This window comes from Mesorhizobium cantuariense, assembly GCF_042647205.1.
GTDB classification, from domain to species: Bacteria; Pseudomonadota; Alphaproteobacteria; order Rhizobiales; family Rhizobiaceae; genus Mesorhizobium; species Mesorhizobium cantuariense.
On the sequence record NZ_JBHRVD010000001.1, the window covers coordinates 3,287,011 to 3,310,383 of the forward strand.

The window sequence follows — 23,373 nt, forward strand, 5'->3', positions numbered from 1 at the left end:
AGAATTTTCGTGTGCAGTTCTTGCACACGAATTCCTCTAGCTAATTGATTTTATTTAATTATCTGCCCCATCCATCATCGGGGCTATGGCTATTCTAAAAGATTGATATTCTTGCATCTTTTTCGCAAATTCGATGGGTTTGGTCGCGTCGTGTGAACTTGACTTTACTCCATGACACGCCCCGATTCCTGGTTCCGACGCGTCAGTGCACACGTAGCGCACGAATTGCCAACCTTCACCAAACTAAAATTCGCTCTCGGAGAAATCCGCCGCAAATCGCCGGACGACCTGGCCGCGCGACGGCGTGGCGCACCGACTACCTCAATCACATGGGTAGACTATAGGTCGACCTGTTCAGAATTGCCAACGCATCATCGACTTCCAATGACTGGGTAGCGGACGGAACCCTCCAGCTTCGTATGACGAAGGGAGTATGCCCCAATGATGCGCCTAGGAACTGGGAAGGCCAGCCCTCGACAACATTTCAAGGAATCTCGAGTGATGATGATCCTTCACATAGCGTGGCACAAAGCCGGGACAGACATTACCCAGGTTGAGATGGGGAAGCTGTGACAGGCAATGATGGATGGCCCGTGTCGCTTCATCGCTGTTTCCGGTTGCCGAAGCGGCCGCGGCCCAATAAAGGGCGCCACGAACGAAGCCCGGCTTTGTCCTGACCACTTTGCGAGCGACTTCGAGCGCCCGCCGGTCGTCTCCGCCGGCGAACAGCGCCACAGCCAAGCCGTGGTGACGCCAGAAGTCGATGACGTCATGCGTTCCGAGCCGGATTGCCTCGTTGGCCTCTCGCACGGCTTCGCTGACTTGTCCGCGCAACGCAAAGAGCATCGAAATGTCGCCGTGGCCCGTCGGATAGCTTGGGTTGAGGCTGATCGCATGTTGGCATTCGGCGATCGCCTCATCGATACGGCCGGAACTTTCGAGAGCGAATGACAGGATGCATCGGGCAATTTCATCGTCCGGCACCGCCCTCACCGCGGCTTCCGCAAGCTCAACCGCACGCTCGATCTGCCCTTCCTCCCGAGGCAGTGCGCCAAACGCCACGCCCATGGAAATCACGATCGAGAGCGTCCGCTTTGCACGGGCGTTGTCGGGACCTATCGAGAGGGCCTTCTCGGCAAGCTCTATCCCGACCGACAGCGAGTCCCGGGTCATCTCAAAATACTTCATGAGAGCCTCGTTCACCAACCTGCGCACTTCAGGGGGGCCAGGCGGGCTTTTGTCTCGAACCTTCCAGTTGGTCAGTTGAAGTTCGAGGATCACAGCAAGAACAACAGACTGTGCGATCCTGTCCTGGAATTCGAGCGCGTTCTCGGAGTGGCCGTCGAACTTCTGGGCCCAGACGTGGTGGCCGCCGGCTGCATCGACGAGCTGGACGTTCACCCTCAGCCCAGTGCCGGATCTCTGGATGCTGCCGCTGAGCATATATCGCGCCCGGAGTATCCCTGGCGTTTTGGCTTCTTCGCCTGGGCCGTTCTTTTCGATGGGCGGAAGCGCTGCGAGCACGACATAGTCCGCCACTTCGGAGAGGGCCGTCGTGATGTCCTGGACGAGTCCCTTGGCGAAAAAATCGTCGCCTTGCTTTCCGGTCAGATTGATGAAGTCGGCAACGCTGATAGACGGATGCCCGAGGCGCTGGCTGGTCGGAACACCACTTGCCGACTGCGCATTTGAGGCGGTGTCGGCAGCAAGGAGCAGGGATTGCCAAAGCGCCCGTGTTTCAGGGCCGGCTTCGACGCCGAACTCCTTCTTCAGCATGCTTCTGCAAGCCTCGTATGTCCTAATTGCCCTGTCGCGTTGGCCACATGCGAGGAGCAATTCCATCTTGAGCCGATAGGATTCTTCCCGTGTCGGTTCCATGGCCAGAACGCGATCGGCCAGGACCAGCCCGGCATCAGGGTCGACGAGACGAGCCAGTTTTTCGAAGGACTCAAGCGCGCGGCTGAGCAGCCTGTCGCGTTCCGATGTGGCCCAGTCATCGAACGCATTGCTTCCCAGATAAAGCCCGTCGAGGAATGGCCCGGTGTAGTTCGCCAGAGCCTTCGCGAGTTCCTGCGCGGAACGGGCCGAGAGACCCGCTTCGAACTCGTCTACGTCGACTTGGACCGCCTCTGGCCTCAGGGCGATCGACTCCCCGCTGGATGTGAAAAGATCCACACCCTCTCGCGCCAGATCCCGGCGCAGGACACTGAGGGTCTGCCGAAGACTGTTGCGCGAATGTTCGCCATCGCTGTCGCCCCACAGCAGGTCAGCCAGCCTCTCCCGTGTCGCCGTCATGCCCGGACACCGGGCCAGATAAGCAATGATTGCTGGCCCCCGCTTCCCGGTCAGCCGAAGCGGACCAGCCGTTTCATTTTCAATCCGGAAACCGCCGAAGAGTGAGATTCTATTTGCAGCGCCGCTGTCCTCACTTTGCATTTGCTATCCCAGCCTGACGAAATCCTAACTCAAAACTAACGCTTCGCAACTGTCGGCCCCCCGCGTTCAAGCGCCGCCATGACGGCAGGTCATTTAGGCTTTGCTAAATTAGGCGACAAGTCAACGAAAGGCTTGGTTCGAGGGGGCGCGTGTCCAGGACAAGAGCCAATTTGCTGCTGCTATTTGCAGCTGCTTTGTGGGGCTTCGGCAATGTCTCGCAAAAGATGGTGCTTGTGCATCTCGACGCACTGAGTGCGGTAGGTCTGCGCTGCCTGATCGGTGGGTTGCTGGTGCTGCCCTTTGTCTTGATGGAAAGGCGACTACCGATCGGGCTGGGCTATTTTTCCAGCTTGGCCAGGGTGTGCGTACTGTTTGCCATCTCCATCACGCTCCAGCAGCTTTGCTATCTCGGCGCCTCCGTCACGAATGCAAGCTTCCTGGTGAGCACGGCAACGGTAATGACACCCCTGGCCGCCTGGTTGCTCGTCGGCGAACGTCCGACAGCGAGTCTCACAGTCGCCGCCGGGCTGACCGTGGTTGGAGCCCTGCTATTGTCGGATGGGATCGCCGGGCTCAGCAGCGGCGATCTCACCGCCATCCTGTCGGCCGCCTGCTATGCGCTCTGGGCAGTCGAGCTGGGCCGGCACATGCAGGCATATGCGCGGCCGTTCACTGCGGCCGCGACACAGTTCCTCGGCGCCGCAGCCTTCGCCCTGCCGCTCGGGGCAATGCAAGGCAATCTGTCGTTGGCTGCCGCATTCGCAGCCGGCCCGGAACTGGCGATCCTCGGCGTGTTCTCCACGGCGATTGCCTTCGGCATACAGACGGTTGCCCTCCGCTTTACGCCGGCCAGCCACGCCGCCGTGATCGTCAGTGCAGAAAGCGTTTTTGGGGCGCTGGGCGCGGCGATCTTTCTCGGCGAGCGGAGCTCGTCCGCGAGCGCCTTGGGTGCCGGCATCATTCTGGGTGCGATCCTGTCCGTTGCAATGTCGAACCGAACGCCGCAGGCAGGCGCGTCCTTGCGAACCGCTTCGATTCAACCCTTCGACGCGGCCCCTGCCTTTGCAACTGCGGCTGCAAATTGGGCGGGCGATCGTCACCCCAACAATTCAGGTCCGGTGGAGAAACGTGATGACCCTTGCGGGTGAGGCCTTATCGATGGCGGCCGGACTTGTCGCGAGGGCGCTGTGATGAACGCGCGGACAATCCTTCTTCCGCTCGCAAATTTGGTATCGGCGCTTCGCGCCCGCATGAGGGGACCGGGCGGCTATTACAACAGCGGCAACGCGCTCGGCCTTATCGTAGGTCTTGCGATCCAGATTGCCACCGCGCCGGTCGGCTTGCTTGAGGGAAGCAGCGTCACCACGGCGGTGATCGACTATTTCGCCGGCAGCCACGGCACTGTTGCGCTGACCTTGGCCACTCTGGTCTTCTTCTGGGGCGGCGAGGCCTATCACCGGGCGTGGGCAAGGCCGGATGCTCTCGATCCCACTCTCAATCGTCTGGGCGACTTCCTGTCGGGCCTGGGTGCGATCGGGCTCGGCATTGCGCTGTTGCTTCTCGGCGATCCGTTGCTTGCGGCGACGTCCGGCCTGCTGCATGCGCTGGGAAAGTTCGGCAGCACCTTCCACAGGCCCGGCATGCCGATTCCGATGTGGCCGGCCGCTTGGCCCGATCCGTTCCGCAGTGCGGTGCTCGCCAGCCGGTTGCCGGCAATGCTGGCGACGACCGTCGCCCTGGGCCGGGCTTTGCCGGAGGTCTGGTCGGGCCGGTCCTTCGCGGCACTCGCCATGCCACTGACCTTGCTCGGCTGTTATCTTTTGTGGACCAAGGCCGATCTGCTGCTGTTCGGGGTGGGTGCCAAGGCGCCCCGCCAAAATTTCCACATGTTGAAAATCGTCGTTTTGAAAACGACCGGATGTCGAGATGGAGAATGATATGTTCGGCAGTGTGGATCACGACGCCGGTCCCCGGTCTGGAGCGGTCTCCTTTCGCGAGCGGGTGCGGATGGTAGGCTGGGGCAGTCTTTTGACGCCGACGGAGCAATCAGCCAGAGGGCTGACAAAGCGAGCTGGATCATTCTCGAAACTGGCGGGGACACTTGCAGCTTCGATGTTTTGGGGTCTCTCGGCCGCCCATGCCGCGAACGTTGACGTCGCTATCGTGTTCGCGGTCGATTTCTCGTCGTCAATTGATCCAAAGATCGCCGACCTGCAACGCGAGGGACATGCCACGGCACTCACCTCACCAGAGATCATCGCCGCCATCAGCCGGAATTACGTTGGCTGCATCGGCGTTGCCTACTTTGAATGGTCGAGCCCCGGACACGCACGCATCGTGCTGCCGTGGACAAGCATTTGCGGGCTGGAAGATGCCAGAGCGGCGGCGGCGGTGATCAGCAGGAAGGGCGATACCGGCTTCATCCGCAGAGGGCGAAGCGGAACATCCATTTCCTCGGCTATCGACGTCGGCAGTCTTCTGCTCGACCAGTTTCCAGGAAAGGCGGCCAAGAAAGTCATCGATATCTCCTCCAACGGCGAAAACAACGACGGGCTTCCCGTCCAGCCGAGCAGGTCGAACGCCATAGCCAAGGGATATACGATCAATGCCATCGCCATCCCAACGGAGGATGAGAATCCCGACGAGCCTTTGGCATCCTATTTTGCCAAATCGGTCATTGGCGGTTCCCAAGCCTTCGTCATGACGCCGAAAGGGCCAGATGACTACACCATGGCGCTTCGCCGCAAGCTGGTGACTGAAGTAAGCATGAACGACGACCGTCCGCTGTGAAGGGCACTGTGCAGATCAAGCTGCCAGGCACTTCCCGGAGGCCTCCTGACTGCAAGCGCTCGCAACACCGCGGTCGTATCGCCGACGCTGCGGGGAGCATTTTTGGTGGAGAAGGCGGAGGTGTGACCGGCCGCACTTTCGATGGCCATCATTTCTGGGCGCATCGCAAAACAACACCCGCGCCGCTGTGGCGCGAGACCTCGCAAGACCACCAGGACAATAGGGCGCCTACCGCCGCAGCGCGTATACGCTCGCCTTGTTTTCGCCGGCCACCGGCAACGCGATGTCGTCGTCGAGAAGGCGTGTGATACGGGCAAAGCCTGTGAACGCTTTCCTTGCTTCCTCGGCCGACATCTGGCCCGACAAGGCGGCCGAGCAGCAATTCAGCGCGCACTGATAGACTGGACCGCGCCGTCCCGTCGGCCATTTCCGCAAGAACACCATGGCCTCGGCAACGCTATCGACTTCTTCGACAGGATGGCCTTGCCCGCGCGAAATCCGCACGGGCGAAAAGAAATGCAGGTAGTCCATCGTTTCCTCCCGGTCGACCGCGATGCGCTCGATCGAACCCCATCAAACGCGCCATCCGCCAGTTGGTTCCACTCAGATCGGATTTTTTTAAGGAGATCGCAGCAGACCGAATTTCGAATCATCGACCGACAGGTGCAACCGTGACCCACCATCGTGTCGCATCGATAATCGCAGTTCTCATTGAATATCTTTAAGGCCAAAGCCGGCAAATAGGTTGCTTGTCGGTTCCCCCGCGTCAGGCTTACCCTGCACGCGGCCAACGCGTGAGGGCGCGTGCTGCAAAAGGGGAACATTGCAATGACCATACAGGGTGCTTCACCTGATCTCTACAACGAGGATCTGGCCCCAGCCAAAATTCGAAACTGGGGACCATTCTCGATCTTCAACGTCTGGACGTCGGACGTTCACAGCCTCTGGGGCTACTATCTGGCCGCTAGCCTGTTTCTGTTCTGCGGCGGCTTCGTCAACTTCATCATCGCCATCGGTATCGGCTCGCTGATCATCTATGTGCTGATGAACATGGTCGGTTATGCCGGCGTCAAGACCGGCGTGCCCTACCCCGTGCTTGCCCGCGCCTCTTTCGGCATCTGGGGCGCCAACATCCCGGCGCTGGTGCGCGCCATCGTCGCCTGCTTCTGGTATGGCGCGCAGACGGCGGCGGCCTCGGGCGCGATCGTGGCGCTGCTGATCCGCACGCAATGGTTCGCCGATTTCAACGCCAACACGCATTTCCTCGGCCATACCGGCCTGGAGGTGATCTGCTTCGTGGTCATCTGGGGGCTGCAACTGCTGATCATCCAGAACGGCATGGAAACGGTGCGCCGCTTCCAGGACTGGGCTGGCCCCGCGGTGTGGGTGATGATGCTGATCCTGGCGATCTATCTCTGCGTCAAATCCGGGAGATTTGCCTTCACCAGCGACATCCCGATGGACGTGTTGCTGGACAAGACGAAGGACGCAGGCGTGCCCGGCACGCCCGGCTCGTGGACCTCGCTGTTTGCGGTGGCAGCGATCTGGGTCACCTATTTCTCGGCGCTCTATCTCAACTTCTGCGATTTCGCCCGTTACGCGCCGGACAAGGCATCGCTGCGCAAGGGCAACATCTGGGGCCTGCCGATCAACCTGATCCTGTTCTCGCTGGTCGCCGGCGTCACCACCATTGCCGCCTTTGACGTCTATGGCGAAGTGCTGCTGCATCCCGACCAGATCTCGGCGAAATTCGACAGCTGGTTCCTGGCAGCGCTCGCAGCCTTGACCTTTGCGGTTGCAACCCTTGGCATCAATGTGGTGGCAAACTTCGTCTCGCCGGCCTTCGACTTCTCCAACGTCTTTCCCAGGCAGATCGACTTCAAGAAGGGCGGCTATATCGCGGCCGTCATCGCCCTGCTGCTCTATCCCTTCGCGCCATGGGAAGGCAGTGCCGCTTCCTTCGTCAACATCATCGGCGCAACGATGGGGCCGATCTTCGGCGTGATGATGGTCGACTACTACCTGATCCGGAAGGGTGAGGTCGACGTCGAGGCGCTTTATCGCGAAGACGGCGAGTTCCGCTTCCAGGGCGGCTGGCACGTCAACGCCTTCATCGCCGCCGGCATCGGCGCCATCTTCTCGTCGATCCTGCCGAACTTCACCAACTGGCTGCCGTCCTGGTGGGGCGTCTATGGCTGGTTCTTCGGCGTGGCGATTGCCGGCATCATCTACTACGTGCTGCGCACCGCCGCCCTTGGCGCCGGAGCGAAGACGGCAAAGGCTTGAAAATGAGGCAGTAGGCAGTAGGTGCTAGGGAGTAGAGAACTGCTTCCCTACTGCCTACTGCCTACTGTCCACCATCTCCGCCAGTCTGCGCACCGTGTTCCAGTTGCGCGAGGTGCCGATCCCCAGACGCTTGTGGCTCGCTGCGGTCAGAAGTCGTGAACTGGGTGCGGCGCGCGAGAAGACAATCCAGATATCGCCATCGACGGCGTGCATCTTTTCGTCCTTGCCGACATAGGAGCCGAGCGCCGTGACGGCTTCGTCCGGCACCGGCCGGCGCATCACGCGCACCGCCACCTGATCAGCGGTCGCATTCGATTCATCTGGAAACGGATTGCCGGCGGCAAGCTTCAGCCAGTCCTCGGCACCGCGCACGATGATGTCGACATGGCGGCCGAAGGTTTTTTCGAAGGCTGCTTCCAACCGCTGTTCCAGATCGGCGATATCAGTTGCCGGCGCCTCGAAGACCAGGTTGCCTGTCGCCACCAGCGTGCGCGGGTTGTTCAGCCCGAGGTCTTCGGCCATGGCCTTGAGGTCGGCCATGACGACCCGTCGCCCCTCACCCAGGATGATGCTGTAAAGCAGTGCGACATAGGTCTGCATTGCCGCCCAACCTGGTCGCTACACCAGCCGGCTCTGCTCCACCGCCGCCTCGATGAAACTGGCGAACAGCGGATGCGGGTCGAGCGGCCGGCTTTTCAGTTCCGGGTGATACTGCACGCCGATGAACCACGGATGGTCTGGGTATTCGACCGTTTCCGGCAGCACGCCATCGGGCGACATGCCGGCAAACACCAGGCCGCAATCCTCGAGCCGTTCCTTGTAGTCGACATTGACCTCGTAGCGGTGGCGATGACGCTCGGAAATCTGTGTGTCGCCATAAATCTCGGCGATCTTGGAGCCCTTGGCGAGCTCGGCCTGATAGGCGCCGAGCCGCATCGTGCCGCCGAGATCGCCGGTTTCCCGACGCTTCTCCAGCATGTTGCCTTTCAGCCATTCGGTCATCAGGCCGACGACCGGTTCCTCGGTCGGACCAAACTCGGTCGAAGACGCATGCTCGACGCCGGCCAGCGACCGCGCCGCCTCGATGCAGGCCATCTGCATGCCGAAGCAGATGCCGAAATACGGCACCTTGCGCTCACGCGCGAACTTCGCCGCCAGGATCTTGCCTTCCGAGCCGCGCTCGCCAAAGCCGCCTGGGACCAGGATGCCATGCACCTTTTCCAGCCAGGGCGTCGGATCCTCCTTTTCGAAGATCTCCGATTCGATCCAGTCGAGCTTGACCTTGACGTGGTTGGCCAGGCCGCCATGCGAGAGCGCCTCGATCAGCGATTTGTAGGCGTCCTTGAGGCCGGTGTATTTGCCGACAACGGCGATGGTCACCTCGCCTTCCGGATTGTGGATGCGGTTGGACACCGCCTGCCAGGGCTCCATGCGCGGCTTCGGCGCCGGATCGATGCCGAAGGCGGCCAGCACTTCCGAATCGAGCCCTTCCTTGTGGTAGGCCATCGGCACATCGTAGATATGCGGCACGTCGAGCGCCTGGATCACGGCACTTTCACGGACGTTGCAGAACAGCGACAGTTTTCTGCGCTCTTCCTTGGGAATGGCGCGGTCGGCGCGGACCAGCAGGATGTCTGGCGCGATACCGATGCCACGCAGTTCTTTGACCGAATGCTGGGTCGGCTTGGTCTTCAGCTCGCCCGCCGTCGGGATGTAGGGCATCAGCGTCAGATGGACGTAGACGGCGTTGTTGCGCGGCAGGTCGTTGCCGAGCTGGCGTATAGCCTCCAGGAACGGCATCGCCTCGATGTCGCCGACCGTGCCGCCGATCTCGCACAGCACGAAATCATAGTCGTCATTGCCGTTGAGGACGAAATTCTTGATCTCGTCGGTGACGTGCGGAATGACTTGCACGGTGGCGCCGAGATAATCGCCGCGCCGCTCGCGCTCGATGATGTTCTTGTAGATCCGGCCGGTGGTGATGTTGTCCTGCTGATTGGCGGAGCGGCCTGTGAAGCGCTCGTAGTGGCCAAGATCGAGGTCGGTCTCGGCACCATCATCGGTGACGAAAACCTCGCCGTGCTGGTACGGCGACATCGTGCCCGGATCGACATTGAGGTAAGGATCGAGTTTTTTGATGCGTGCGCGATAGCCTCGCGCCTGCAGGAGAGCCCCAAGGGCCGCTGCGGCTATGCCTTTTCCAAGTGAGGAAACCACGCCGCCTGTGATGAATACATATCGCGCCATGGGAGTCATCGCTTAACGCGGCCGGATTGATTCCGCCAGAGAAAAAACCGCCGCGAAGCTTTTTTCCCAAGAAGGCGCTTGGACCATGATCCCGAGAGGTGGGATCCGGTTTTCGAATAAGGTCGAACAGTCCCTGCCGTTCGATCGGGATCGGTTCGGCCCAAGGCAAAACAAAAGGGCCGGCTGAGCCGGCCCTTTCGGCAGAATGATGGAAACGTCAGATGATGACGACCTTGGTGCCCACCCTGACGCGGCTGTAGAGGTCCATGACGTGCTCGTTGATCATACGGAAGCAGCCATTCGAGGCGCTGGTTCCGATCGACTGCGGCGCGATGGTGCCGTGGATGCGCAGATGCGTGTCCTTCTTGCCGTCATAGAGATAGATGGCGCGCGCGCCGAGCGGATTCTGGCCACCGCCGGGCATGCCGTCCTTGTACTGGCCGTAATGCTTCGGCTCGCGCTTCTGCATGTCCAGCGTCGGGATCCAGCGCGGCCATTCCTGCTTGTCGCCGACCGCAACCGTGCCCTTGAACTGCAGACCGTCGCGGCCGACCGCGATGGCGTAGCGGCGCGCGGTGGAGGACGATTCGACGAGGTAGAGGCGGCGCGCGCTGGTGTCGATAACGATGGTGCCGGCAGCGTAACCGCTGAATTCCACGTCCTGCGGCACGAATTCCGGCTTCACCTTGAACTGCTTCTTGGCTTCCCTCTTGGCGAGAGCCTGGTCGAGAGCCCGTGTCTCGGGGAGATATGAAATCGACGAAGAGGAAGAGGTCCCGCCGAAGAGACCGGCGAACAGACCGCCGCTGCTCGGCTGTTTCTGGCCGATGACCTCGCTGCGCAGCTCGCCATTGTTGCCGGTCAAGGCGACGTTCATCGCCTCTGCTGGAAGCGGCTCGGCCGACTGGATCGGCGCGATCGGTTCGATTGGCTCGATGATCTTGGCAACCAGCTTCTTGGCTGGCTTGGCGTCGGCCACCTCGGTTGCCGGCGCGCTCTTGCCCTTCTTGGCCAGGAACGCCTGCCGTTCGGCGTCGGCCTTGGCCTTGGCCGCCTCGCGCATCGCCAGTTTCCTGGCTTCGAGCGCCTTGGCTTTGGCGGCTTCCTTGTCGGCAACGATCTTGGCCTCGATCTTCTTGATCTGGGCGAGGTCGTCCGGAGTCGGGTTTTTCTTCTTCTTGAGAAGCTTCAATTGCGACGCATCACTCTTGACGGCGACATTGATAGCGCCGGTTTTCTCAACTGAAGGTGCGGCCATATTTGCCGGCACGCCGGCGAAGGCTGGGGAACTCATGCCGAGTGCGGCGCAAAGTCCCAGGAAAATGAAGCTGCGAAGCTGCATGGCGAAGATCCGATCGTTCTATGCTTGTTGCCCACGGCGTCGCCCAGCGCCCCCCAAGGGCGCCGGAAATGCCGCGCGCAATCTATAGTCGAATAAGCGCGGCTGCCTCAAGCGCGAGGCCCCGCCTCACCCAGTCGAATCTTCGTGATCTTGCTGCATTTGCCGCGACTGTGTTCAAACGACCACAGATCGCGGCCTCAGGCGCCGAAGACTACTGGTTCGGGACCTGTGGGGTCGTCGGCGCGGCAGGAGCGGCGCCATTGGTTGCCGGCGCCGTCGAACCACTGGCCGGCGCCGTGGCCGGGGCAGTCGCCGGAGCCGCAGCGTCATTGCCGGACGGCGGCGTCGGCGTGGTGCTGCCCGCGGGCGCCGGGGCAGTCGTGCCGGGCAATTGGTTGAGCACGCCCTTGCCGGCACCATCCGATGTCGCCGGTACGCGGTCGAGGATGTCGATCGGCTTCTCGCCGTAGCGGGCAACGATCGACAGTGTCAGTGACGTGGCGAAGAAGGCAGCCGCCAGGATTGCCGTCGCACGCGTCAGCGCATTGGCCGCGCCGCGCGCGGTCATGAAGCCGGATCCGCCACCGATGCCGAGGCCACCGCCTTCGGAGCGCTGCAGCAGCACCACGCCGACAAGGGCGAGCACGACCATGAGATGGATGACGATCAGTACGGTTTCCATAGTTTATCCTGGCAAGGCCTTGCCCGGCCGCGAACACGACCGGTGAATTGGAGGCGGCTCAATACAATGCTTTGACGGCATTTCCAAGCCCGTGGCCGACAGCCCGTGGCCGGAATATGGGAAGCAACCCGCCCTTTGCAACGATTTCCGGCACCGGAAGCCCTGTCCGGCGTGGCGAATGTCTTCAACCGATATTGCGATAAGCCTCGGCGATGGCGAGGAAATCGGCCGCTTTCAGGCTGGCGCCGCCGACCAGCGCGCCGTCGACATTCCTGACGCCGAGCAGTTCGACCGCGTTGGAGGGTTTGACCGAGCCGCCATAGAGAATGCGCACCTTCGCCGCGACGCTGCCGAGCTTTTCCGACAGCTTTTCGCGGATATGTGCGTGTGCTTCGGCCACATCGGCGGCGGTCGGCGTCAGGCCGGTGCCGATCGCCCATACCGGCTCATAAGCAATGATGGTGTTGGACGGGGTCGCGCTTGGCGGCACCGAGCCGTCGACCTGCCGCGACAGCACGTCGAGCGTCGCGCCCGCTTCACGCTGCTGCTGCGTCTCGCCAATGCAAATGATGGCCACAAGCCCGGCACGCCAGGCGGCGGATGCCTTGGCCTGGACCGTCGCGTCATCCTCGCCGCGTTGCTCGCGGCATTCCGAATGGCCGACGATGACATGGCTGGCGCCGGCATCCTTGAGCATTTCCGCCGAGATGCAACCGGTGTAGGCGCCGCTCTCCTTGGTGTGGCAATCCTCACCGCCGGCATGCACCGGCGTGCGCGACAGGATCTCCGCGGCGTGGGCAAGCAGGGTTGCGGGAACGCAAACCAGCGCTTCGGTCTCCGCATCGAGTCCACTCATGAAACCGTTGCCGATCATCCTGAGTTCGTTGAGCGAGGCACTGGTGCCGTTCATTTTCCAGTTGCCGGCAACGAGCGGGCGAATTCCTGGTGTCATGGGTTTGCTTCTCCGGGCGATATCGGGGCTCTGGCCCTCACTACCAAAATCAGGCCACAAAGCAATCGACAGTGGACCGGAAGGGCGCTATTGCGCTTGTTTCAGACTCGGCGCATGCGAAAATGCGCATAAATCGGAAGTAAAAATGCTTGGTATATTGAGAAGCGCGGCAGGCACCTGGGTCGCGAAGGGGCTGTTGGTGTTGCTGGTGCTCAGCTTTTTGGTCTGGGGCGTTTCCGGACGGCTCATGGGCGGTCTCGCCGGCCATGATTCGGTCATAACCGCAGGCGGCACCAAAGTGTCGATCAACGAATACCGTCTCGCCTATGATCGCCAGCTCGCCGTCATGTCGCAGCAGTTCGGCCAACGTCTCAGCCACGAACAGGCAAAGGCGCTCGGCGTCGATAACCAGGTGCTGGCCCAGCTCGTCTCGGGTGCCGTTCTCGACGAACAGGCACGCAAGCTGGGCCTCGGGCTTTCCAAGGACCGGCTGGCCGAATTGACGCGCGAAGACCCGGCATTCAAGGGCCCAGGCGGCCAGTTCGACCGCAGAACATTCGAATACATGCTGCAGCAGATTGGCATGCGGCCCGAGGACTATCTGAAGAACCGTGCCCAGGTGGCGGTGCGCCAGCAGATCGTCGAGGCGGTATCGGACGGACTTAAAGCTCCGGACACTTTCTTCAAGGCGGTTGCGCTCTATCGCGGCGAAGACCGCACCATCGACTATTTGACGCTGCCCAAGGCACTGGTCGAGCCGATCCAGGCGCCGTCCGATAGCGTGCTTTCGGCCTATTTCGAAGCCGACAAGAAGACATACGCGGCGCCCGAATACCGCAAATTCTCCTATGTCCGCCTTGAACCGGTCGACATCATGGATACGACCGCCGTCACCGACAGCCAAGTCAGCGACGACTACAACAAGAACAAGGCGCGCTACACCACGCCGGAACTGCGCACCATCGAGCAGCTTGTGTTCAAGACGCCGGATGCGGCCAAGGCCGCGCTCGATTCGCTCAAGGCCGGCGCGACTTTCGACAAGCTCGTCACGGCGGAAGGCAAGACCCCGGCCGATACGCTGCTCGGCACGCTGTCCAAGGACAAGGTTGCCGACAAGGCGGTCGCCGACGCGGCCTTCGCGCTCAATGCCAATGAAATCAGCCAGGTCGTGCAGGGCGCCTTCGGCCCGGTGCTGCTGCGCGTCACCGAGATCAAGCCCGAGGTGGTGAAGCCGCTGGCAGAAGTGTCCGACCAGATCCGCAAGGACCTGGCGCTGGGCGAGGCAAGCCGCATCCTTCTGGACGTGCGTGACAATTACGAAGACACCCGCGCCGCGGGCGGTTCGCTGGCCGACGCCGCCACCAAGCTGAAGCTGAAGGTCGTCACCATCGACGCCATTGACCGCAGCGGTCTGCGGCCCGACGCAAGTATCGTCAAGGACCTGCCGCAATCGCCGGAGCTGATCAAGGCTGTCTTCGATGCCGAGCCCGGTACGGAGAATGACGCCTTGACCACGGCGGACAACGGCTTCGTCTTCTATGAGGTGGCTTCCGTCACGCCGGCTCGCGACCGGACGTTGGACGAGGTTCGCCAGAAAGTCGTCGCCGACTGGATGGCGGCGGAAACAACCAAGCGGCTCGCCGCCAAGGCTGACGAGCTCGAAAAGCGGCTCAAGGCCGGCGCCACGCTCGACGTCATTGCCGGTGAACTCAAGCTGGAGAAGCAGACCAAGCGCGGCGTCAAGCGCGAGGCCGACGATGTCGATTTCGGCAAGGAGGGTGCCGCAGCGATGTTCGGCGTCGGCGAGGGCGGCACAGGCTTGATCCCCTCGCCCACGGGCGACGGGCAGATCCTGTACAAGGTCGCCGAAGTGTTCGAGCCCGCCGGGGCCGATGCCAGCTCGGTGCCGGACGATGCGCAGAAATCCTTCACCTCCGGCATGTCTGATGATCTGCTCGACCAGTTGGTGGCGCAGTTGCAGACGCAGTACGACGTTCGCATCGACCAGGCCGCCGTTGCCCAAGCCTCGACAAGATGAGCGCGCTGAAAACCCATATCGCTAAGGTCGCGACCGGAAGCGCGCTTTCCTTTGAGGAAGCGCGCGAGGCTTTCGACATCATCATGTCGGGTGACGCAACGCCCGGCCAGATCGGCGGCTTCCTGATGGCGCTGCGCGTACGCGGCGAGACGGTGAGCGAGATTTCCGGCGCCGTCGCCACCATGCGCGCCAAGATGCTGCGCGTCGACGCGCCGGACGGCGCCATCGATATCGTCGGCACCGGCGGCGACAATTCCCACAGCGTCAACATTTCGACGGCATCGGCCTTCGTCATTGCCGGCAGCGGTGTGCCGGTCGCCAAGCACGGCAATCGCGGTCTGTCGTCGCTGACCGGAGCCGCCGACGTGCTGGTTGCGCTCGGCGTCAAGATCGACATTTCGCCCGAGTTCATCGGCCGTTGCATCCATGAGGCCGGCGTTGGCTTCATGTTCGCGCCCGCGCATCATCCGGCGATGAAGCATGTCGGCCCGACCCGCGTCGAGCTCGGCACCCGCACCATCTTCAACCTGCTCGGCCCCCTCTCCAATCCGGCCGGCGTCAAGCGGCAGATGGTTGGTGTGTTCCTGCCGGAATGGATCCTGCCGGTGGCCGAGACGCTGAAGGCGCTGGGCGCCGAACATGCCTGGGTTGCCCATGGCGACGGCTATGACGAGATCACCACCACAGGCGAGACCCAGGTCGCCGAACTGATCGGCGGCGAGATCCGCAGCTTCACGCTGACCCCTGAAGCGGTTGGGCTGGCGCGCCACAGCAAGGATGAATTGCGCGGCGGCGACGCGGACTACAACGCCAAGGCCTTGCGCGATATGCTGGGTGGGGCTGCCGGCGCCTATCGCGACACCGTGCTGATGAATGCCGGCGCCGGACTGGTGGTGGCGGGCAAGGCGACGACGCTTGGCGACGGCATCGTGACGGCGGCGCAAGCCATCGACAGCGGCAGGGCCCTGCAGGTGCTTGATCGGCTGGTCGAGATTTCGAACGGATAGAACGTGTCTGACATTCTTCGCAAGATCGAGGCCTACAAGCGCGACGAGATCGCGGCGGCAAAGGCACGTGTGCCACTCGCCGAAATCAAGGCGCGGGCAAAAGATGCCGACACACCGCGCGGCTTTCTTGCCGCACTCGAGGCAAAGCGCAAATCCGGCGCCTTCGCGCTTATCGCCGAGATCAAGAAGGCGAGCCCCTCCAAGGGCCTGATCCGTGCCGATTTCGATCCACCGGCGCTGGCGCAGGCCTATGCCAAGGGTGGCGCTGCCTGTCTTTCGGTGCTGACCGACGCGCCGTCCTTCCAGGGCGCGCCGGAGTTTCTCACCAAGGCGCGAGCCGCCGTCGCCCTGCCCGCGCTGCGCAAGGATTTTCTGTTCGATCCGTATCAGGTCTACGAAGCCCGCGCCTGGGGTGCGGATGCCATCCTGATCATCATGGCCAGTGTCGACGACGCCCTGGCCAGCGACCTCGAATCGACGGCGTTCGAACTCGGCATGGATGCGCTGGTCGAAGTGCATGACGAAGCCGAGACGCAGCGCGCACTGAAACTGTCGTCGCGGCTGATCGGCATCAACAACCGCAATCTGAGAACGTTCGAGACCAGCCTCGACACCTCCAAGCGGCTGGCGACGATGGTGCCGGCCGACCGCTTGCTGGTCAGCGAGAGCGGCATCTTCTCGCATGACGATTGCCTCAGGCTGCAAAAGAGCGACATCGGCACCTTCCTTGTCGGCGAGAGCCTGATGCGGCAAGAGGACGTCACCACGGCGACCCGCCTGCTTCTGACGGGCAAGGCGCCAGCCGAGGCGATCTGACGATGACGGCCCGCCTCACCCATCTCGGCGCGCAGGGCGAGGCCAACATGGTCGATGTCGGCGACAAGGCGGAGACGACGCGCACGGCGATCGCCGAGGGCTTCGTCGCAATGCAGCCCGAGACGCTGAAAATGATCCTTGCCGGCGACGCCAAGAAGGGCGATGTGCTCGGCACCGCGCGCATCGCCGGTATCATGGCGGCGAAGAAGACGCATGAACTGATCCCGCTCTGCCATCCGCTGCTGCTGACCAAGGTTTCCGTCGACATCGAGCCGGACCACGCTTTGCCGGGCCTGAAGGTCACCGCATTGGCGCGGGTCACCGGCAAGACGGGCGTCGAGATGGAAGCGCTGACGGCAGCCTCGGTCGCCTGCCTGACCATCTACGACATGGCCAAGGCGGTGGATCGCGCCATGGTCATCTCCGGCATCCGGCTGGTCGAAAAGACCGGCGGCAAGTCAAGCGACTATAAGGCCGGCGACTACAAGGCGAGCGCCTGATGGCGCTGGTCCCGGTCGCCGAGGCGCTCGACCGCCTGCTGGAAGGCGCTGCGCCGTTGGCCGGCGAAAGTGTTCCGCTCTTCGAGGCCGTGGACCGCGTGCTGGCGGAACCAGTCGTCGCACTCCGCACCCAACCGCCTTTCAATGCTTCCGCCATGGATGGCTACGCGACCCGCGCCGCCGATGTCGCGTCCGCACCGTCGCGACTTTCGGTGATCGGCATGGCGCCGGCCGGGCGTGGCTTTGACGGCACGGTCGGCAAGGCACAGGCCGTGCGCATCTTCACGGGCGCGCCGCTGCCCGAAGGCGCCGACACCATCGTCATCCAGGAGAATGTCCGCGACCTCGGCGGTGGCGACATCGAAGTGACCGAACCGACAGCGCAGTGGCGCAACATCCGTCGCATCGGCCTCGATTTTTCAACAGGCGACGTGCTGCTGGGAAAAGGCCGCATGCTCGATCCGGCGGCGCTGTCGCTGGTGGCATCAGCCAACCATCCCCGGGTCAGCGTGGTGAAACGGCCGCTGGTCGCCATCATCGCCACCGGCGACGAATTGTTGCCGCCAGGCAGCGATCTCGGGCCGGACCAGATCATCTCATCCAATTCCTATGGCGTCGCCGCGACAGCACAATCGGTCGGCGCCCGCGCGCTCGATCTCGGCATTGCCGCCGATCGCAAGGAGGCCATCGCCGAACTGGTGCAAAAAGCGGTCGCGGTCGGTGCGGATGTCATCGTCACGCTTGGTGGTGCCTCGGTCGGCGATCACGACCTGATCCACGACGTGCTGACCGGCGAAGGCATGACACTCGGCTTCTGGAAGATCGCCATGCGCCCCGGCAAGCCGCTGATGTTCGGCCGCCTCGGCGACATCAGGTGCATCGGCCTGCCCGGCAATCCGGTGGCAAGCCTGGTCTGCTCGCAGCTGTTCCTGAAGCCGCTGCTGGCGCGGCTCGGCGGCCGCAATCATCGCCAGGACATACGTCCGGCGCGGTTGGGTGCCGCCATGCCGGCCAATGATCTGCGCCAGGACTATGTGCGAGCGGTGGTCCGGGAAGATGACGGAGCGCTGGTGGCAACCCCGTTCGGCATCCAGGATTCGTCGATGCTGAGAATGCTGGCCGACGCCAACGGGCTGATCGTGCGGGCGCCGTTTGCCCCCGCAGCGGCTGCGGGCGAGGCTTGCAGCGTGCTGATGCTGCGCTGAAGCAGCGCAAGACAAACCATTAATAACAAAATGGAAAATGATATCGGCGCTATTCCGAGATCAAGGTCCGGGTCAGCGGATGCGCCGGATCGGCAAGGCCGTCGACAATGCTGAAATGATGCCGGTCGGGCTCGACCACGGTGCTGGTTGCGGCACCCAGGCCGGTCCAGATGTTGGCAAGCAAGGCGTTCTGACGCAGGAACTCGGCGCGCTCGCCACCACCGGCCCAGCAAGTGATACGGGCACCGTCCATGGGGCGCAACAGTGCCGGGCTTTCCGCCAACGCCTCGGCCTCGTCGATGGCCAGAGTCGCGTTCATCTCGGTGCGCATGATCGGACGCAGATCGTGGACACCCGAAATCGAAACGACATGGCGTACGCGCCGCGCCACATCGTCCGCCAGAGGCGTGGTTGTCGTCACCATCCGGCTGGCAAGATGGCCGCCGGCCGAATGTCCGGCCAGCATCAGCGGCCCGTCGACCATTGCCGCCGCCTTGCCGATCGCCACGCCGATCTCCTGGACGATGCCGGCGATGCGTATGTCCGGGCACAGCGTGTAGGAGGGCATCGCCACGGCAAAGCCGCTGCTGACCGCACCATTGGCGAGATGCGACCAGAAACTCTTGTCGAACGCCTTCCAGTAGCCGCCATGGATGAACACCACCAACCCTTTGGGCGTGGCGCTGGGGAGGAAGAGATCGAGCCGATTGCGTCGCCCATCGCCATAGGTGATGTCGAGCCGTGCCCGGCCCTCCGCCGAAAGTGTATCACGAAACGCTTGCGCAGGCTCCACCCACGCGGCCGGCCATCGGTCGCTGCCGGCTATGTTCGCGCCATTGGCATAGGCGCCATCCCAATCGGCAACATGACGCTCAAGCATCGGCACCCTCCCCCAAACGGCATCGTTTTCATCGCTAGCAATGGCCACTGCCATGCCATGCGTCAATGCTCCACAGCGAAAACATTTTAGGCTTGAAACAAATTTCGACTGGTGCGATCCTGCCCCGACGAACAGCCGACGATGGGAGGTCTGCTGTGCTGCCCGAAGCCTGCAAATGGTCACCCCGTTCGGGTGGCGTCGAGCAAGGCGCGACTGGCGGCACGAAGCCTCCTCAAAAAGCAGGACCTTCAGATCACTGGTCAGGCGCCTCGCGCACTGGCCATCCAGCAGACAGGGATAGCGGCGACATGCTTGGGCCTTCAGCGCATATCGACACGTTCACGCGCGATCACCTGCCGCCGCCGGAGCAATGGCCGGATTTCCTGCTCGACGGCTTTGACTATCCCGAACGCCTCAACGCCGGTGTCGAACTGACCGACCGGCTGGTCGAAAAAGGCCTGGGCGACCACACCGCACTGATCGGCAATGGCCGCCGCCGCACCTACAAGGAACTGTCCGATTGGACGAACAGGCTGGCCCACGCGCTGGTCGAGAACTACGGCGTGAAGCCGGGCAACCGGGTGTTGATCCGCTCGGCCAACAACCCCGCAATGGTCGCCTGCTGGCTGGCAGCCACCAAGGTCGGCGCCGTGGTCGTCAACACCATGCCGATGCTGCGCGCCGGCGAGCTCGCCAAGATCGTCGACAAGGCGGAAATCACCGTCGCGCTCTGCGACACCCGATTGATGGACGAGATGACCGCCTGCGCCAAGGACAGCGCGTTCCTCAAACAGGTCATCGGCTTCGACGGCACGGCCAACCATGATGCCGAACTCGATCGTGTCGCGCTCGACAAGCCGGTGGCGTTCAGCGCCGTCAACACCGGCCGCGACGACGTCGCCCTGCTCGGCTTCACCTCGGGCACGACAGGCGTGCCGAAGGCGACGATGCATTTCCACCGCGACCTCCTGATCATCGCCGATGCGTATGCCCGCGAAATCCTCCAGGTGACACCGGACGATATCTTCGTCGGCTCGCCGCCGCTGGCCTTCACCTTTGGCCTCGGTGGGCTCGCCATCTTCCCGCTGCGCTTCGGTGCGGCGGCGACGCTGCTGGAACAGGCGACGCCGCCCAACATGATCCACATCATCGAGACCTACAAAGCAACCATCTCCTTCACCGCGCCGACCGCCTACCGCGCCATGCTGAAGGCCATGGATGAAGGTGCGGACCTGTCATCGCTGCGCGTCGCCGTTTCGGCCGGCGAGACCTTGCCCGCTCCGGTTTTCGAAGAATGGACGCAAAAGACCGGCAAGCCGATCCTCGACGGCATCGGCGCCACCGAAATGCTGCACATCTTCATCTCCAACCGCTTTGGCGATATGAAGCCTGCGTCGACCGGCAAGCCGGTGGGCGGCTACGAGGCGCGCATTGTCGATGACGAGATGCGCGAAGTGCCGCGCGGCGCGACCGGCAGGCTGGCGGTGCGCGGACCGACCGGCTGCCGCTACATGGCCGATGACAGGCAGAAGGACTACGTTCGCGACGGCTGGAACCTCACCGGCGACACCTTCACGCAGGACGAAGACGGCTTCTTCCATTTCGCCGCTCGCTCCGACGACATGATCGTCAGCGCCGGCTACAACATCGCCGGCCCCGAGGTGGAGGCGGCACTGCTGTCGCATCCGGATGTCGCCGAATGCGCGGTGATCGGCGCGGACGATGCCGAGCGCGGCCAGATCGTCGAGGCGCATGTCGTGCTGATGCAGGGCGTGGCGCCCGACGCGTTGACCACCAAGCGCCTGCAGGACCACGTCAAGGCAACGATCGCCCCTTACAAATACCCGCGATCGGTGAAATTCATTGCTGCTTTGCCCAAGACCCAGACCGGCAAGATCCAGCGCTTCCGGCTGCGCACGGAGAAAATCAATTGAGCGAACCATACGATCCGGCGTCCGAAGGCGCACAGATGTCGTTCAACGAGCGCATGTCCTACAGCGACTATCTGCACCTGGAGAAAGTGCTGGAGGCGCAGACGCCGCTGTCGTCGGCGCATGACGAGATGTTGTTCATCATCCAGCATCAGACCTCCGAACTCTGGATGAAGCTCGCTTTGCACGAGATTGGTGCCGCGATCCGCTCCATCCGCGCCGACCGTCTCGAGCCGAGCTTCAAGATGCTGTCGCGCGTCGCCCGCATCTTCGAGCAGCTGAACAATGCCTGGGATGTGCTGCGGACGATGACGCCCAGCGAATACACCGAGTTCCGCGACGCGCTCGGCCAATCCTCGGGGTTCCAGTCCTGGCAGTATCGCGCCATCGAATTCATGGCCGGCAATCGCAACCTGGCCATGCTTGGGCCGCACAAGCACCGGCCGGAGCTCAGCGGAAAGCTGGAGGCGATCCTGGCCGAGCCATCGCTCTACGACGAAGCACTGCTGCTTTTGGCGCGCAATGGGTTCGACATCGGCGCCGATGCCAGGCGCACGGACTGGCGGGAGACGCGAACCGAGAATGAAGAGGTCCTGGTCGCCTGGCAGACCATCTACCGCGATCCGCAGCGCTACTGGATGTTCTACGAACTGGCTGAGAAGCTGGTCGACTTCGAGGACTATTTCCGCCGCTGGCGCTTCAACCACGTCACCACGGTCGAGCGCATCATCGGCCTGAAACGCGGCACCGGCGGCACGTCGGGTGCTTCGTATCTGAAGAAGATGCTCGAGGTCGTGCTGTTCCCGGAGCTGTGGACCGTCCGCACCCGGCTCTGACAGCGTCAAATGAAAACAGGGACGCGCTGTGGCGGGAAACCCTTCGCGAACAACCGAGGACTGACCATGAGTGGAATTCCTGATCTCGCTGCAATCGAAGCGATGGATGCGACGGATCCGCTGCGGGCCATGCGCGATCGTTTCATTCTGCCGGACGGGGTGATCTATCTCGACGGCAATTCACTTGGGGCAGCGTCGCATGCCGTTTTCGGCGAGCTGCAGCAGGCGGCGACCCAGGAATGGGCCCAGGATCTCATCCGGGCCTGGAATACGGCCGGATGGTTCGAGATGCCGATCGAACTCGGCGATCAACTCGGACGCCTGATTGGAGCCGCGGCCGGCCAGACCGTCGTCTGCGATACGACGTCGACCAACATCTACAAGGTGTTGCATGCTGCGCTGGAGATGCGGCCAGGCCGGTTGGCCATCGTCGCCGAGGGTGACAGTTTTCCCACTGACCTGTACATCGCCGAAGGCGTGGCCTCGACCCGAGACGGCGTCCTGCTGCGCCTCGCGGGCGTCGACGCGCCAACCATCGAAGAGCTGATCGACGAAAGCGTCGCGGTGGTGCTGGTCAACCACGTCAACTACAAATCGGGTGAACTGCGCGACATGGCGGCGCTGACGCGCAAGGCTCATGCGGCCGGAGCGCTGATCGTCTGGGATCTCTGCCACACCGCCGGCGCTCTGCCGGTCGAACTCGACCAAGCAGATGCCGATTTCGCCATCGGCTGCACCTACAAGTATCTTAACGGCGGTCCGGGTGCGCCTGCCTTCATCTATGCCGCGCAGCGTCACCACGGCGAGATCAGCCAGCCACTCAGCGGCTGGTGGGGCCATGCGCGGCCCTTTGCCTTCGAACGGGGGTATGTGGCCGGCACCGGCATCCGCCGCTTTCTGTGCGGCACGCAGCCGGTCCTGTCGATGCGGGCGCTCAAAGGTGCGCTTGCCATCTGGAACGACGTCGACATGGCGGCCTTGCGAAAAAAGAGCGTCGCGCTGACCGAACTGTTCATCCAACTCGTCGAAGCAAAGTGCGGCGCCTATGGTCTCACGCTGGAAAGCACTCGCGACGCGACCAAACGCGGCAGCCAGGTGTCGTTCCTTCACGATCATGGCTATCAAATCATGCGGGCGCTGATCGAGCGCGGGGTGATCGGTGACTTCCGCGCGCCGTCGACCATCCGTTTCGGCTTTACGCCGCTCTATGTCGGCTACAGGGATGTGTGGCTGGCGGTTGAGGCGCTGGAAGACATTCTGCGCACGGGTGCATGGCAGGATCAGCGTTTCGCCGTCAAGGAGGCCGTTACCTGACGCAGCCGTCTCGACGATCCGTTGTCGCCGGCCTCACCTCCTGGTCGGATGTCCGAGGGACGAATTTCCAGCTCACAAATGCGTTCCCCGCCGGGTGCCGCGCTGGCTGCA

General features: G+C 62.7%; 20 protein-coding genes. 12 read left to right on the top strand and 8 right to left on the bottom strand.

The window, feature by feature from the left end; all coding sequences use genetic code 11:
• Positions 1-450: 450 nt before the first annotated feature.
• Positions 451-2,436 (bottom strand): BTAD domain-containing putative transcriptional regulator, encoded by a 1,986-nt coding sequence (locus tag ACFOJ9_RS15810; protein WP_378979705.1) that lies wholly within the window; start codon positions 2,434-2,436, stop codon positions 451-453.
• A 149-nt stretch (positions 2,437-2,585) separates the two neighbouring features.
• On the opposite strand from ACFOJ9_RS15810, the gene ACFOJ9_RS15815 reads away from it, so the two are divergent.
• The 3 genes from ACFOJ9_RS15815 to ACFOJ9_RS15825 are packed head-to-tail and all read left to right on the top strand — an operon-like array spanning position 2,586 to position 5,226.
• Positions 2,586-3,584 carry a DMT family transporter gene (locus ACFOJ9_RS15815; protein ID WP_378979707.1) on the top strand — a complete coding sequence of 333 codons (999 nt, stop codon included), beginning with the start codon at positions 2,586-2,588 and terminating at the stop codon, positions 3,582-3,584.
• A gap of 42 nt (positions 3,585-3,626) precedes the next feature.
• Positions 3,627-4,373, top strand: coding sequence for a hypothetical protein (locus tag ACFOJ9_RS15820; protein WP_378979708.1), 747 nt, complete (start codon positions 3,627-3,629; stop codon positions 4,371-4,373).
• Position 4,374: 1 nt separating this feature from the next.
• Entirely contained in the window at positions 4,375-5,226 is an 852-nt protein-coding gene (locus ACFOJ9_RS15825) for a DUF1194 domain-containing protein (RefSeq protein WP_378979710.1), read from the top strand.
• A gap of 228 nt (positions 5,227-5,454) precedes the next feature.
• Here the strand turns inward: ACFOJ9_RS15825 and ACFOJ9_RS15830 are convergent, their stop codons facing one another.
• The gene (locus ACFOJ9_RS15830) at positions 5,455-5,757 is read right to left on the bottom strand and encodes a DUF982 domain-containing protein (RefSeq protein ID WP_378979712.1); all 303 of its coding nucleotides are present in this window, start codon (positions 5,755-5,757) and stop codon (positions 5,455-5,457) included.
• 297 nt (positions 5,758-6,054) lie between these two features.
• On the opposite strand from ACFOJ9_RS15830, the gene ACFOJ9_RS15835 reads away from it, so the two are divergent.
• On the top strand, positions 6,055-7,512 hold the full coding sequence (locus ACFOJ9_RS15835) for an NCS1 family nucleobase:cation symporter-1 (protein WP_378979714.1): 1,458 nt from the start codon (positions 6,055-6,057) through the stop codon (positions 7,510-7,512).
• A gap of 54 nt (positions 7,513-7,566) precedes the next feature.
• Here ACFOJ9_RS15835 and ACFOJ9_RS15840 read toward each other — a convergent pair whose 3' ends face one another.
• From ACFOJ9_RS15840 to tpiA, 5 genes are all read right to left on the bottom strand, one after another.
• A complete protein-coding gene (locus ACFOJ9_RS15840; protein ID WP_378979716.1) occupies positions 7,567-8,112 on the bottom strand; it encodes a DUF1697 domain-containing protein in 546 nt (181 codons plus the stop codon).
• An 18-nt stretch (positions 8,113-8,130) separates the two neighbouring features.
• A complete protein-coding gene (locus ACFOJ9_RS15845; RefSeq protein ID WP_013531733.1) occupies positions 8,131-9,768 on the bottom strand; it encodes a CTP synthase in 1,638 nt (545 codons plus the stop codon).
• Positions 9,769-9,976: 208 nt separating this feature from the next.
• A complete protein-coding gene (locus ACFOJ9_RS15850; RefSeq protein ID WP_378979717.1) occupies positions 9,977-11,101 on the bottom strand; it encodes a L,D-transpeptidase in 1,125 nt (374 codons plus the stop codon).
• A 211-nt stretch (positions 11,102-11,312) separates the two neighbouring features.
• Positions 11,313-11,783 carry a preprotein translocase subunit SecG gene (gene secG, locus ACFOJ9_RS15855; protein ID WP_378979719.1) on the bottom strand — a complete coding sequence of 157 codons (471 nt, stop codon included), beginning with the start codon at positions 11,781-11,783 and terminating at the stop codon, positions 11,313-11,315.
• A 184-nt stretch (positions 11,784-11,967) separates the two neighbouring features.
• Positions 11,968-12,735, bottom strand: a complete 768-nt coding sequence (gene tpiA, locus ACFOJ9_RS15860) for a triose-phosphate isomerase (RefSeq protein ID WP_378979721.1) — start codon at positions 12,733-12,735, stop codon at positions 11,968-11,970.
• Between the two features lie 145 nt (positions 12,736-12,880).
• Here tpiA and ACFOJ9_RS15865 point away from each other — a divergent pair, with 145 nt between their 5' ends.
• From ACFOJ9_RS15865 to ACFOJ9_RS15885, 5 genes are read left to right on the top strand one after another with little or no spacing between them, the layout of a single operon-like run.
• Entirely contained in the window at positions 12,881-14,773 is a 1,893-nt protein-coding gene (locus ACFOJ9_RS15865) for a SurA N-terminal domain-containing protein (protein ID WP_378979723.1), read from the top strand.
• The gene (gene trpD, locus ACFOJ9_RS15870) at positions 14,770-15,780 is read left to right on the top strand and encodes an anthranilate phosphoribosyltransferase (protein ID WP_352627770.1); all 1,011 of its coding nucleotides are present in this window, start codon (positions 14,770-14,772) and stop codon (positions 15,778-15,780) included. Before ACFOJ9_RS15865 ends, trpD begins: the two co-directional genes overlap by 4 nt.
• Before the next feature lie 3 nt (positions 15,781-15,783).
• Positions 15,784-16,596 carry an indole-3-glycerol phosphate synthase TrpC gene (trpC, locus tag ACFOJ9_RS15875; protein WP_378979726.1) on the top strand — a complete coding sequence of 271 codons (813 nt, stop codon included), beginning with the start codon at positions 15,784-15,786 and terminating at the stop codon, positions 16,594-16,596.
• A 2-nt stretch (positions 16,597-16,598) separates the two neighbouring features.
• Complete coding sequence (gene moaC, locus ACFOJ9_RS15880; RefSeq protein WP_378979728.1) at positions 16,599-17,096, top strand: cyclic pyranopterin monophosphate synthase MoaC; 498 nt, start codon at positions 16,599-16,601, stop codon at positions 17,094-17,096.
• Positions 17,096-18,301 carry a molybdopterin molybdotransferase MoeA gene (locus ACFOJ9_RS15885; RefSeq protein ID WP_378979730.1) on the top strand — a complete coding sequence of 402 codons (1,206 nt, stop codon included), beginning with the start codon at positions 17,096-17,098 and terminating at the stop codon, positions 18,299-18,301. Before moaC ends, ACFOJ9_RS15885 begins: the two co-directional genes overlap by 1 nt.
• Before the next feature lie 49 nt (positions 18,302-18,350).
• On the opposite strand, the gene ACFOJ9_RS15890 is transcribed toward ACFOJ9_RS15885, so the two are convergent.
• The gene (locus ACFOJ9_RS15890; RefSeq protein WP_378979732.1) at positions 18,351-19,181 is read right to left on the bottom strand and encodes an alpha/beta hydrolase; all 831 of its coding nucleotides are present in this window, start codon (positions 19,179-19,181) and stop codon (positions 18,351-18,353) included.
• A gap of 308 nt (positions 19,182-19,489) precedes the next feature.
• On the opposite strand from ACFOJ9_RS15890, the gene ACFOJ9_RS15895 reads away from it, so the two are divergent.
• The 3 genes from ACFOJ9_RS15895 to kynU all read left to right on the top strand — a co-directional run bounded on the left by ACFOJ9_RS15895 (position 19,490) and on the right by kynU (position 23,262).
• The gene (locus ACFOJ9_RS15895; RefSeq protein ID WP_378979734.1) at positions 19,490-21,115 is read left to right on the top strand and encodes an AMP-binding protein; all 1,626 of its coding nucleotides are present in this window, start codon (positions 19,490-19,492) and stop codon (positions 21,113-21,115) included.
• Positions 21,112-21,948 carry a tryptophan 2,3-dioxygenase gene (gene kynA, locus ACFOJ9_RS15900; RefSeq protein ID WP_378979736.1) on the top strand — a complete coding sequence of 279 codons (837 nt, stop codon included), beginning with the start codon at positions 21,112-21,114 and terminating at the stop codon, positions 21,946-21,948. The genes ACFOJ9_RS15895 and kynA overlap by 4 nt, the downstream gene beginning before the upstream one ends.
• A gap of 66 nt (positions 21,949-22,014) precedes the next feature.
• Positions 22,015-23,262: a kynureninase gene (kynU, locus tag ACFOJ9_RS15905; RefSeq protein WP_378979738.1), complete on the top strand. Its 1,248-nt coding sequence runs from the start codon at positions 22,015-22,017 to the stop codon at positions 23,260-23,262.
• Positions 23,263-23,373: the final 111 nt, after the last annotated feature.

What these genes read in the sequence shown, in the direction of transcription:
- secG (WP_378979719.1), bottom strand. Translation starts at nt 11,783, where the DNA reads ATGGAAACCGTACTGATCGTCATCCATCTCATGGTCGTGCTCGCCCTT.
- ACFOJ9_RS15895 (WP_378979734.1), top strand. Translation starts at nt 19,490, where the DNA reads ATGCTTGGGCCTTCAGCGCATATCGACACGTTCACGCGCGATCACCTG.
- kynU (WP_378979738.1), top strand. Translation starts at nt 22,015, where the DNA reads ATGAGTGGAATTCCTGATCTCGCTGCAATCGAAGCGATGGATGCGACG.
- tpiA (WP_378979721.1), bottom strand. Translation starts at nt 12,735, where the DNA reads ATGACACCAGGAATTCGCCCGCTCGTTGCCGGCAACTGGAAAATGAAC.
- ACFOJ9_RS15830 (WP_378979712.1), bottom strand. Translation starts at nt 5,757, where the DNA reads ATGGACTACCTGCATTTCTTTTCGCCCGTGCGGATTTCGCGCGGGCAA.
- moaC (WP_378979728.1), top strand. Translation starts at nt 16,599, where the DNA reads ATGACGGCCCGCCTCACCCATCTCGGCGCGCAGGGCGAGGCCAACATG.
- ACFOJ9_RS15865 (WP_378979723.1), top strand. Translation starts at nt 12,881, where the DNA reads ATGCTTGGTATATTGAGAAGCGCGGCAGGCACCTGGGTCGCGAAGGGG.
- ACFOJ9_RS15835 (WP_378979714.1), top strand. Translation starts at nt 6,055, where the DNA reads ATGACCATACAGGGTGCTTCACCTGATCTCTACAACGAGGATCTGGCC.
- ACFOJ9_RS15845 (WP_013531733.1), bottom strand. Translation starts at nt 9,768, where the DNA reads ATGACTCCCATGGCGCGATATGTATTCATCACAGGCGGCGTGGTTTCC.
- ACFOJ9_RS15825 (WP_378979710.1), top strand. Translation starts at nt 4,375, where the DNA reads ATGTTCGGCAGTGTGGATCACGACGCCGGTCCCCGGTCTGGAGCGGTC.
- ACFOJ9_RS15885 (WP_378979730.1), top strand. Translation starts at nt 17,096, where the DNA reads ATGGCGCTGGTCCCGGTCGCCGAGGCGCTCGACCGCCTGCTGGAAGGC.
- ACFOJ9_RS15890 (WP_378979732.1), bottom strand. Translation starts at nt 19,181, where the DNA reads ATGCTTGAGCGTCATGTTGCCGATTGGGATGGCGCCTATGCCAATGGC.
- ACFOJ9_RS15850 (WP_378979717.1), bottom strand. Translation starts at nt 11,101, where the DNA reads ATGCAGCTTCGCAGCTTCATTTTCCTGGGACTTTGCGCCGCACTCGGC.
- trpD (WP_352627770.1), top strand. Translation starts at nt 14,770, where the DNA reads ATGAGCGCGCTGAAAACCCATATCGCTAAGGTCGCGACCGGAAGCGCG.
- ACFOJ9_RS15810 (WP_378979705.1), bottom strand. Translation starts at nt 2,436, where the DNA reads ATGCAAAGTGAGGACAGCGGCGCTGCAAATAGAATCTCACTCTTCGGC.
- ACFOJ9_RS15820 (WP_378979708.1), top strand. Translation starts at nt 3,627, where the DNA reads ATGAACGCGCGGACAATCCTTCTTCCGCTCGCAAATTTGGTATCGGCG.
- ACFOJ9_RS15840 (WP_378979716.1), bottom strand. Translation starts at nt 8,112, where the DNA reads ATGCAGACCTATGTCGCACTGCTTTACAGCATCATCCTGGGTGAGGGG.